The organism is Phenylobacterium sp. (assembly GCF_037968635.1).
Classification (GTDB): Bacteria; Pseudomonadota; Alphaproteobacteria; order Caulobacterales; family Caulobacteraceae; genus Phenylobacterium.
Genome location: NZ_JBBKVV010000006.1, coordinates 1 through 9,754 on the forward strand (window position 1 = coordinate 1; position 9,754 = coordinate 9,754).

General features: G+C 66.7%; 10 protein-coding genes. 4 read left to right on the forward strand and 6 right to left on the reverse strand.

Annotated elements, in window-relative coordinates:
* The coding region (gene phnD, locus AAC997_RS00595; protein ID WP_340643753.1) for a phosphate/phosphite/phosphonate ABC transporter substrate-binding protein at nt 1–846 on the reverse strand (846 nt) is incomplete at its 3' end.
* The gene (phnC, locus tag AAC997_RS00600; RefSeq protein ID WP_340643754.1) at nt 843–1,637 is read right to left on the reverse strand and encodes a phosphonate ABC transporter ATP-binding protein; all 795 of its coding nucleotides are present in this window, start codon (nt 1,635–1,637) and stop codon (nt 843–845) included. The genes phnD and phnC, both read right to left, overlap by 4 nt.
* Nucleotides 1,638–2,017: 380 nt before the next feature.
* Between phnC and AAC997_RS00605 the strand changes: the two genes are divergently transcribed.
* Nucleotides 2,018–3,271 (forward strand): type III PLP-dependent enzyme, encoded by a 1,254-nt coding sequence (locus tag AAC997_RS00605; RefSeq protein WP_340643755.1) that lies wholly within the window; start codon nt 2,018–2,020, stop codon nt 3,269–3,271.
* 96 nt (nt 3,272–3,367) lie between these two features.
* A complete protein-coding gene (locus AAC997_RS00610) occupies nt 3,368–4,438 on the forward strand; it encodes a deoxyhypusine synthase (protein WP_340643756.1) in 1,071 nt (356 codons plus the stop codon).
* Between the two features lie 59 nt (nt 4,439–4,497).
* On the opposite strand, the gene AAC997_RS00615 is transcribed toward AAC997_RS00610, so the two are convergent.
* The gene (locus tag AAC997_RS00615) at nt 4,498–4,860 is read right to left on the reverse strand and encodes a hypothetical protein (RefSeq protein ID WP_340643757.1); all 363 of its coding nucleotides are present in this window, start codon (nt 4,858–4,860) and stop codon (nt 4,498–4,500) included.
* A gap of 133 nt (nt 4,861–4,993) precedes the next feature.
* Here AAC997_RS00615 and AAC997_RS00620 point away from each other — a divergent pair, with 133 nt between their 5' ends.
* Nucleotides 4,994–5,824 carry a phosphatase PAP2 family protein gene (locus AAC997_RS00620; protein ID WP_340643758.1) on the forward strand — a complete coding sequence of 277 codons (831 nt, stop codon included), beginning with the start codon at nt 4,994–4,996 and terminating at the stop codon, nt 5,822–5,824.
* Nucleotide 5,825: 1 nt separating this feature from the next.
* Here the strand turns inward: AAC997_RS00620 and AAC997_RS00625 are convergent, their stop codons facing one another.
* Together AAC997_RS00625 and AAC997_RS00630 are read right to left on the reverse strand one after the other, a co-directional pair.
* Nucleotides 5,826–6,599 carry a molybdopterin-dependent oxidoreductase gene (locus AAC997_RS00625; protein ID WP_340643759.1) on the reverse strand — a complete coding sequence of 258 codons (774 nt, stop codon included), beginning with the start codon at nt 6,597–6,599 and terminating at the stop codon, nt 5,826–5,828.
* Nucleotides 6,596–7,408: a cytochrome b/b6 domain-containing protein gene (locus AAC997_RS00630; RefSeq protein WP_340643760.1), complete on the reverse strand. Its 813-nt coding sequence runs from the start codon at nt 7,406–7,408 to the stop codon at nt 6,596–6,598. The genes AAC997_RS00625 and AAC997_RS00630 overlap by 4 nt, the downstream gene beginning before the upstream one ends.
* A gap of 158 nt (nt 7,409–7,566) precedes the next feature.
* Between AAC997_RS00630 and AAC997_RS00635 the strand changes: the two genes are divergently transcribed.
* Nucleotides 7,567–8,487, forward strand: a complete 921-nt coding sequence (locus tag AAC997_RS00635) for a thioesterase family protein (RefSeq protein ID WP_340643761.1) — start codon at nt 7,567–7,569, stop codon at nt 8,485–8,487.
* Here the strand turns inward: AAC997_RS00635 and AAC997_RS00640 are convergent.
* Nucleotides 8,476–9,366: an alpha/beta hydrolase gene (locus AAC997_RS00640; protein ID WP_340643762.1), complete on the reverse strand. Its 891-nt coding sequence runs from the start codon at nt 9,364–9,366 to the stop codon at nt 8,476–8,478. The two genes, AAC997_RS00635 and AAC997_RS00640, sit on opposite strands and share 12 nt — an antisense overlap.
* Nucleotides 9,367–9,754: the final 388 nt, after the last annotated feature.

Sequence of the window (9,754 nt, forward strand, 5' to 3'; positions counted from 1 at the left end):
GTCGTCGGCCGGACGGAAGCCCCCATAGGCCAGGCCCTTGAGCACTTCGCGCTGCTTGGCGGCGCGCGGGGTGTCGCCGACGCCGTAGGTCAGGAAGAACTGGCGGATCTTCTCACGGATCGCCGGGTCTAGATCCTTGCGGGCGACGATGGAGGATTCCGGCAGCGGCGGAGAGTTCCAGATCACCTCGATCTTGGCGGCCACCGCAGGATTTTCACGGGCCGCGAAGACCAGACCCACGGAATTGTTGGTGGCCACGTCCAGCACGCCGTTGGCGACGGAGAAGACATTGGTCTGATGGCTGGCCGAGCGAACGCCCTTGAAGCAGCTTCCCGGCTCAATGCCCCGCGGGGTGAACAGATAGGTCATGGGGGCCAGCGTGCCCGAGGTCGACTTGGCGTCGCCGATCCCGAAGGAGTAACGCTTGCCGCACTTCAACACGTCATCAAGCGTGATGCCGCTGCCCTTCTTCACAATCAGGACGGAGGTGTAGGAATCGGCGCCGCCGGAATCAATCACCCGGCCCAGAACCTCGCCGTCAGCACGGCGAATCGCCTCCAGAGCCGGCAGGGCGGAGAACCAGCCCACCTGCACCTGATTAAAGCGCATGGCCTCGATCAATGAGGTGTAGTTGGTGGCGAAGTACGGCTTCACCTTGACGCCGATCTGCGCTGACATGTCGTCCAGGAGCGGCTGCCACAGGGGCTGCATCGAGGCTTGGTTCTCGGCCGACAGGATCGAGAACGTCAGCTCCTTGGGCGCGCCGGCGGTCTCGGCCGGCTTCTGCCCACAGGCGGTCAGCGCCAGGACGACGGCCAGCGCCGTTAAAACTTGGCGGCGGATCATTGCGGCGCTCCTTCCCAGAAGGCGTCTTCGAATTCGGGACCGTAGATGTCGATCAGCCGCTCACGGTCCAGGCCGTCGATGGGGCCGTCATAGACCACCTTGCCGGCCTTCAGCGCCACCACCCGCTTGCAGTAGCGCAGGGCGTAGTCGACCTGATGCAGGGTGACGACGACGGTGAGGCCGTCGGTGGCGTTGAGGTCGCGCAACAGTTCCATGACCTTGCGCGCCGAGACGGGGTCGAGGGAGGCGACCGGTTCGTCGGCCAGGATGATCTTGGCCTTCTGCACCAGGGCGCGGGCGATCGCGCCGCGCTGCTGCTGCCCACCCGACAGGGTGTTGGCCCTCTGGCCGGCATACTCGGCCACGCCCACGCGAGAGAGGGCGGCCATGACCGCGTCCTTGGTTTCCTGCGGCCAGGCGCCAAGGGTTCCGCGCAGCATGGGAATGCGGCCCAGCGACCCAAGCGCGACGTTGGTGAACAGGGTCAGCCGACCAACCAGGTTGAACTGCTGGAAGATGAAACCCACCCGGATCCGGGTCTGCCGCACCTTGCGGCTGATCTTGCCGCCGGACTGCACCGGGCCGCCGAAGGCCTCGATGACGCCAGGCCCCTGATCGATGGCCTGCAGGCCGCTGATGGAGCGCAGCAGGGTCGACTTGCCCGAACCGGATGGACCGATCAGGGCGATCATCTCGCCACGGGAAACATCGATGGACACGCCGTCGAGCGCTTTGCGAGGACCAAAGCTCTTCGAGGCGTTCCGTACGGACAGAACGGCGGCGTCAGGCATGAATGCAGAAGCTTCCCAGGTCGGCGCAGGCAAGGGTGCGGAGATGGGTCATCGCCGACCGTCGCGACGACTTCATGACACGGCGCCCGCTGTCCGGTCTAGCGTCCGTTAACGCCTCCATACGTCGCAGGCGTGGCGCGCGCGCGAATGACGCCGCGGTACGCAATTTCCCTCCCTGAGGACTGTCACAAAAGTCGGAGCCGCGCCCCGCTCGCAAGCCTTGGCCCGGTCAGGGGTTGCGCGCGATTTGGCGCAGTTGGGTCAAACCACTTTACACAGGGAGCATATGCCCCTATTTCACCGCGCTCCGGCGGACCCGAAGTCCTCAAAAGCGCTGCTAACGCCGGCTAGGTTCAACAATCCGTTGGGGGTTACGTGAATTGCACACGTATCAAACGCCCCTGGACCTGGTCCGTCAGCGGTCTCCGGAACGTCCTGTCGCAATAGCGCGACCTGACGCGGTGGCCGTGGCGGCGCGCTGGTTCCAGGAAAATTTCCGAGGCGACGTCTTCTACGCAGTCAAAGCGAATCCCTCGCCGTGGGTTATCGAGACCTTGGCGGCCAATGGGGTGACTTCCTTCGACGTGGCCTCGATCCCGGAGATCGAACTGGTCAGCCAGTTCGCGCCCGGTTCGCGCATGGCCTTCATGCATCCGGTCAAGAGCCGGTCTGCGATCTCCCAGGCCTATTTCGATCATGGCGTCCGCACCTTCGCGCTCGACACGCACGAAGAGCTGGCCAAGATCCTGGACGCCACAGGCGGCGCCAAGGACCTGAACCTGATCGTGCGCCTGGCCGTCGCCGCCGAGGGCGCGGCCTATTCCCTGTCAGGCAAGTTCGGGGTCGACACCTTCGAGGCGCCGAGCCTGCTGCTCGCCGCCCGGCGGGCGACCCAGGATCTGATGGGCGTCTCGTTCCATGTCGGCAGCCAGTGCATGCGTCCCACCGCCTACCAGGCGGCCATGACCCAGGCCTCGCGCGCCCTGGTCCGCGCCGGCGTCTTCGCCGATGTGGTGGACGTGGGCGGCGGCTTCCCGTCGATCTATCCCGGCATGGTTCCGCCCGACCTGGCCGACTATGTCGACTCCATCGACCGCGGCTTCGCCGAGATGATGGTCCATGAGACCACCGAGCTGTGGTGCGAACCCGGCCGGGCGCTCGTCGCCGAGGGCTCCTCGATCCTCACCAAGGTCGAGCTGCGTAAGGGTGACGCGCTCTATCTCAACGATGGCTCCTATGGCTCGCTGTTCGACGCCGCCCACACCAAGTGGCCCTTTCCGGTCAAGCTGATCCGCAACGAGAACGGCGAAGCCCGCGAGGTCGAAGGCGCCCTGAAGCCCTACCGTTTCTGGGGTCCGACCTGCGACTCGCTCGACCACATGCCCGGCCCCTTCTGGCTGCCGGAAGACATCCGCGAGGGTGACTATGTGGAGATCGGCATGCTGGGCGCCTACGGCGTGGCGATGAACACCCGCTTCAACGGGTTCGGCGACGCCGAGACCATCGAAGTCCAAGACGCCCCGATGGCCTCCATGTTCGGCCTGGCCAAGCGTTCCATCTCGGTGCCCAAGTCCGACGGCCAGAACGTCGTGAAGCTGTCACGGGCGCGCGGGAAGAAGCGTCGGCGGAAATAACCGCCCCGCTCAGGTGTTGATGGTCCAGCCGGTCGCTCCGTCCCGGCTGGGCTCCTTTTCCAAGGACGGGCGCTCAAACTCCTGAGGATCAAGAGAATGAACGCTGACGTTCAGAACACGAACCGCAAGGCCGAGTTGCTCTCGACCACGGTCGAGCACGTGGCCATCAACCAGTACGACGCCCGGCCGATCATCGACTCGATGCGGCAGATGAGCTTCACCAGCCGCGACACCGCGCGCGCCGCCGACATCCTGACCATGGCCCTGGAAGACGAGGGCTGCTCGACCTGGCTGACACTTGCCGGCTCCACCAGCGCCGGCGGCTGCATGCACATCTATCGCGACATGCTGAAGTTTGGCCTGATCGACTGCGTGGTCTCCACCGGCGCCTCGATCGTCGACATGGATTTCTTCGAGGCCCTGGGCTTCAAACATTATCAGTCCAAGCCCCAGGATCCGGTCGACGACCGCGACCTGCGCGCCCTCTATATCGACCGCATCTACGACACCTATATCGACGAGGAAGAGCTCCAGAACTGCGACGATGTGATCTTCCAGCTCTGCAACATGCTGGAGCCGCGGCCCTATTCGAGCCGTGAGTTCATCTGGGAGATGGGCAAGTGGCTGGCCGCCGGCAACGCCAAGAAGAAGGGCTCGCTGATCGAAACGGCCTACGAGCTGGACATTCCGATCTTCTGCCCGGCCTTCACCGATAGTTCGGCGGGTTTCGGCCTGGTGAAGCATCAGGTGGAGAACATGAAGGCGGGCAAGCCCTACCTCACCATCGACTCCGTCGCCGACTTCCGGGAGCTGACCGACGTCAAGATCGCGGCGGGCACGACCGGCCTGTTCATGGTGGGCGGCGGCGTTCCCAAGAACTTCGCCCAGGACACCGTGGTCTGCGCCGAAATCCTCGGCCACGAGGTCGACATGCACAAGTACGCCATCCAGATCACGGTGGCCGATGTGCGGGACGGCGCCTGTTCATCCTCTACGCTTAAGGAGGCCTGCTCCTGGGGCAAGGTCGACGTCACCTGGGAGCAGATGGTGTTCGCCGAGGCCAGCACCGTGGTGCCGCTGATCGCCTCGGACGCCTGGCACCGCGGCGCCTGGAAGACCCGCGAAAAGCCCCGCTGGGCCAAGCTCTTCCAGAAGATCGCCAAGTAGCCGACGCAACGACCGTCATCGCGCCAGCGGTGACGGTCGAGGTTTCGCGACAGCGACCGTCAGGGCCGCTCGTCGGAAATCCTGGGCTGGGCGCGATCCTCGATATGAGCTTCGCCGTCGCTCAGGGCTATCATGACGCGGCCAAGGTTCAGCATGACCGTCGCCGGATTGATCCGGAAAGGCCGGGGCAGGAAGACGGCCACGCCCGCCACCAGCAGCAGTGCGGGCGACAGCACGATCAGCACCGGGACGAGCGGCAGCCAGGGACTGACCCGCCGCTGGCCGGGCTTGCGCACGCGCGGAACCACGCGCCAGCGCAGCAGTTCAGCGCGAGCCCGCATCAGCGCGAGTTGGCGCGGCGCCTTCTCACGCTGCGGATTGGCCACCTCGGAGGGCGGGACGGGGGTCGGAAGCGGTTCCAATGTCGGCCTTGGGTTCTAACGACCCTAACCCAGGACCCCACATCCACCCACCGCAGAAAACCCCGCCCAGCTTGGACGTTGCGCCGGAGGTCTGCATGGGCATGATGGCGCCAACAGAACTGGGGAGTGGAAAATGCGCCGTACGCTGATCGGTTTGACCCTGGCAGGCGCCCTCGCCGCCACCGGCGTCGCCCTGGCCCAACCCGCCACGACTCCGGTCGTCGCGCCCGCCCCGACGCCCAGGCCGCTGCCCACGGGCTATCTCAACGCCCAGACCTGGCCCGCCGCGGACCTGATTCTGCCCCCCGCCCCGGCCACCGGGTCTGCCCGTGAGGCCCAGGACCAGGAGGTGTTCAAAGCCACCCGCGCCCTGGAAGGGTCCCCGCGCTGGTCTCTGGCGCAGAACGACGTCCCCTCCCTGCCCGCCAACATGCTGAAGGATTTCAGCTGCGCGGTCGGGGTGCAGATGTCGCCGGAGACCACGCCCAAGCTGCAGGCCATGCTGTCCAGGATGGGGATCGACGCCAGCCGCCAGGTCTCCAGCGTCAAGGATGTCTTCAAGCGCAAGCGGCCCTACATCATCGCCGGCGAGGGCAATATCTGCACGCCCAAGAGCGACTCCCTGGCCGCCAGCCCCGACTACCCCTCGGGCCACGCTACCTGGGGCTGGTCGGTGGCCATGTTCCTGGCCGAGCTGGCCCCCGACCGCGCCACGCCGATCCTGGTGCGCGGGCGGGCCTTCGGCGAGAGCCGGGTGGTCTGCGGCGTTCACAGCGTCAGCGCCATCGCGGCCGGCCGCACCAATGGCGGCGCCCTGCTGGCCGCCTGGCGCGGAAACCCCAGCTTCCGAACCGACCTGGAGGCGGTCCGCGCTGAACTGGAAGCGGTCCGCAAGACCGGTGCGAAACCCGACACCGCGATGTGCAAGGCCGAGGCCGAACAGACTGCTCGCACCCCCTGGTAGGCTAGATTCCGGCGTACCACTCATAGCCGCGGTCTTCCCAGAAGCCGCCCTTGCCAGCCCCCAGGTGCGCGAAGTCGGCGACGGCCTCGATGCGCATGACGTACTTGGCGTGCTTGTAGCCGAGTTGCCGCTCGACCCGCAGGCGCAGAGGGGCGCCGTGGGCCACCGGAAGGGTCGCGCCGTTCATGTCGTAGGCCATGATGCTTTGGGGATGGTAGGCGTCGATCAGGTCGATACTCTCATAGTAGCGTCCGTTCGGCCCTCCGCCGCCCAGGCTGTCGGCGCAATGGAAGACGATGTAGCGGGCGTCCGCCTTCAGCCCCGCCATGTCCAGCAACGGCCCCAGGCGCGCACCCTTCCACTTGCCGATGCTGGACCAGCCCTCCACGCAGTCGTGGCGCGTGATCTGGGTACGGGATTTCAAAGCGCGGATCTGGGCGAGGTCGAGCGAAAGAGGCTTGTCCACCAGGCCGTCCACCACCAGACGATAGTCGGCGAAGCCCGCCAGCAACAGCTTTCGGTAGTCCGGGTCCCCCGGGCTGATGGAGCCGTTGGCGCGGAAATCGCGGGCGATGTCGGCCTCGGTGAACTCCTGGGCCAAGGCGTGGCGGCTGATCAGCAGACGCTGGGCGCGGCGCGTCAGGCCCTCGGCGCTCTGCAGAGTGGCCTGGACCTGAGGGTTGTCGTTGACCTTGTTGCAGGCGGTGAGCCAGAGACCCGCGGCGCCTGCGGCCGCGCCCTTCAGCCAACCGCGGCGCGTGTCGGCGGCGCTCATCGGGCGTCTCCCTCGAGGTCTATGGCGTAGCGGCCGGTGATCATGGATCGCAGGTTGTTCCAGACTCCCGACAACAGGACCATGGCGACATGGACCAGGACGAAGGCCACGATCAGGCCCGCACAGATGAAGTGGATCGTTCGGGCCGACTGCCGTCCGCCGAACACCGCCGGCAGCCACGGCTGGCCCGCATCGACGGCGGGCGACATGGTCAGACCCGTCAGCACCATGAGCGGCAGGAGGATGAGCACGATACCGCCATAGCTCAGCTTCTGCAGGGCGTTGTAGCGTCGCGCCTCCTCGCCCTTGGGGAACCGCAGTCGGGCGTGGGTGACGACCTCGCGCCAGAGATTGCGCGGCGCCAGGTCATCCCGGGTAGGCAGCAGGTCTCGCCGGATGTGGCCGCTGAGGATGTTGGCCGAGAGATAGACAAGGCCGTTGAACACGAACAGCCAGGCAAAAAAGAAGTGCCAATGGCGTCCATCGGCCAGGTTGCGATAGCCGGGCGCCGTGGCCCAGGCGGGGAAGCCGCGCTTCTCCCCGCCGGAAAAGCCGAACAGGCCGGTGGTCTCCAGAGTCACCGGCCCAACCTTGGTAAGACCGATCATCCTGTCGCCGCGCTCTTCGGAGGTCATCGAGACCCAGGGTTGGGCGAAGGTGGACGTATGACCCCAGTAGAGCGCCGGGTGGGCGTTGAAGATCTGCAGCCCGCTCATGAGCAGCAGGACGAGCGCCACGACATTGATCCAGTGGGTCAACCGCGTGATCACGCTGTGGCGATAGACCAGGACCTTCATTGTCGGCGGCATGTGATGGCCTTCCCTAGGTCTTCAGCTTCGCACAAGGACGATACGGCGGCGATGGCCTGCCGGACGAGGTTGAGCTTGGAGAGGAATTCGACATCCGCCCCCTGTCGGTTACAGGACGGGTCCCATAAGTTCGCCGCCAGAGAACGAGGGATGGTTGTGTGATCGAGGTCTGGGGCGGCGGGGTCAACACCTGGGAATGCGACGAGATGGGACACCTGAACGTGCGGTTCTGGGTGGCCAAGTCCCTTGAGGGCGTCGCCGGCCTGGCCGCGAAGCTGGGCATGCCCCGCGCCTTCACCACCGGGGCCGAATCCACCCTGGTGGTCCGCGAGCAGCATATCCGCTTCCTGCGGGAGGCCCGCGCCGGCGCGGGCCTGATCATGACCGGCGGCGTGGTGGAGGTCGGCGAGACCGACGCCCGTCTACTGCTGGTGATCCGCCATCTGTCGGGCGAACCCGCCGCCAGTTTTCAGGTGGTGGTGTCCCACGTCACCAGCACCGATTTGCGGCCCTTCCCTTGGCCGGCCCGCATCCGTGAGGCCGCCGAAGCACTGAAGGTCGAGATCCCGCCCTTCGCCGCAGCGCGCGGCCTGGACCTGGGTCCCGTCGTCCCCATGGCCGGCCACGCCAAGGCCATGGAGTTGAACCTCACCCGCATCGGCATGGGGGTGATCCAGCCCGCCGAGTGCGACGTGTTCGGGCGGATGCGCGGCGAGGTGTTCATCGGCCGTGTCTCGGACGGGGTGAACCGGCTCTTCGGCGAGACCCGGCCCGGCCCGGAACCGGTTCCCGGTGAGGCGCCAAGGAACATCGGCGGGGCCGTGCTGGAATACCGGGTGTTGCATCTGGACTGGCCGAGGGCTGGGGATTCCGTCGAATTGCGGTCAGGCTTCGCCGGCGTCGAGGCGCGCACCCGAAAGGTGATGCACTGGATGGTCGACCCGGTCAGCGGCCGGGCCTGGGCCAGCGCCGAGGCGGTGGTGATCAGTTTCGACCTCGACGCCCGCAAGGTCGTCGACATTTCTCCGACGGCGCAGGCGGCCTACCGCACCCAGCTCACCCCCGGCCTAGGGCTTTGACGCCGCCGCTCTGAGTGCGGCGGCCACCACGTCGGGCCGCTCCATGGGCAGGAAGTGGGTCGTGCCCGGCACGGTCTCCAGGGTGATCTGGCCCGAGGCGGTCAGTTCGGCTTCACGCCCTTCAACCCGACAGGTGGACCCGTGCTCGGCGCGGAAGATGGTGATCGGCGCCCTGGCGCGCGCGAAGGCGTCCCAGGTGTCGTGCGCCTGGGAGGTGAAGTTCGACGCCTCCCACTCGGGCGCGCAGGTCAACTCCACCTCGCCGTCCTCCCGCTCGCGGAAGCCGTCGGCCACGTAGTCGGCCAGCATGGCGGGCGTCCAGCTCTTGAAGGCGCCGCGGCCAGTATAGGCCTCGATGACGGCCTGGCGGCTGGGGAAGACCGCGCGGCGGCGCAGGGCGCCCTGGACCAGAGGCGATTCGATAGGCTCACCGCCCTTGTTGGCGACGATCGCCTCAGGACTCAGAACCACGGGATCGAACATCACCAGGCTCTTGACCCGGTCCGGCGCCTCGGCGCTGGCCAGGATGCTGGCGGTGCCTCCCATGGAGTGGCCGCCCAGCACCACGTTCTTCAGGTCGAGCCCCTCAAGCAGCGCCAGCAGATCATCGCGCAGGCCGTACCAGGACGTGCGGCCCTCCATATCCGGCTTCAGGCCCGAACGGCCGTGACCGCGTTGATCGATCGCCAGGATATGGAAGTCGGCGGCCAGGGGCGCGAGGATGCTGGCATAGGCCCTCGCGTTGAAACCGTTGGCGTGGGTGAACACGATATCCACCGGCCGCGCGGCGGGGCCGAACGCCAGCGCCGACATCTCCCCGCCCCGGCTAGGCAGGTTGATCCGCACCGCCCGGGGCTCGCGCGTGACCGCTACATCCATGAGAACTCTCCTCCGCCCACCCCATATAGCCGGTGAAACGGGCCTCGCCACACTGAAGCCTTCACGCGGGTCGTGATCGCCAAATCGGGGAATTTCAAGGGGTTGAGGCGGCGGGGATGAAAAGTGATCACGAGAGCGTGAATTAAAGCCTTGCCCTCGCCGCGAACCACGGCATATTCAGCTCTCGCGCTTGCGACGTTTCCCATCCGGGGGGCGAGTCGGGCGCGTCTTCACTCCGTTTCCTAGGGGACCAGCATGACCTCCGAACTCCTTCGCAAGCTTCTCGTCGCCGGCGCCGCCGTCGCCGCCATCTCCGTCGCCGCCTGCGGCAAGCCCGCTGAAAAGGCCGACGCCGCCGCTGCTGAAGCGACCGACGCCGCCGCCACCG

What these genes read in the sequence shown, in the direction of transcription:
- AAC997_RS00625 (WP_340643759.1), bottom strand. Translation starts at nt 6,599, where the DNA reads ATGAGCGCCGCCGACACGCGCCGCGGTTGGCTGAAGGGCGCGGCCGCA.
- AAC997_RS00620 (WP_340643758.1), top strand. Translation starts at nt 4,994, where the DNA reads ATGCGCCGTACGCTGATCGGTTTGACCCTGGCAGGCGCCCTCGCCGCC.
- AAC997_RS00630 (WP_340643760.1), bottom strand. Translation starts at nt 7,408, where the DNA reads ATGCCGCCGACAATGAAGGTCCTGGTCTATCGCCACAGCGTGATCACG.
- AAC997_RS00610 (WP_340643756.1), top strand. Translation starts at nt 3,368, where the DNA reads ATGAACGCTGACGTTCAGAACACGAACCGCAAGGCCGAGTTGCTCTCG.
- AAC997_RS00640 (WP_340643762.1), bottom strand. Translation starts at nt 9,366, where the DNA reads ATGGATGTAGCGGTCACGCGCGAGCCCCGGGCGGTGCGGATCAACCTG.
- phnC (WP_340643754.1), bottom strand. Translation starts at nt 1,637, where the DNA reads ATGCCTGACGCCGCCGTTCTGTCCGTACGGAACGCCTCGAAGAGCTTT.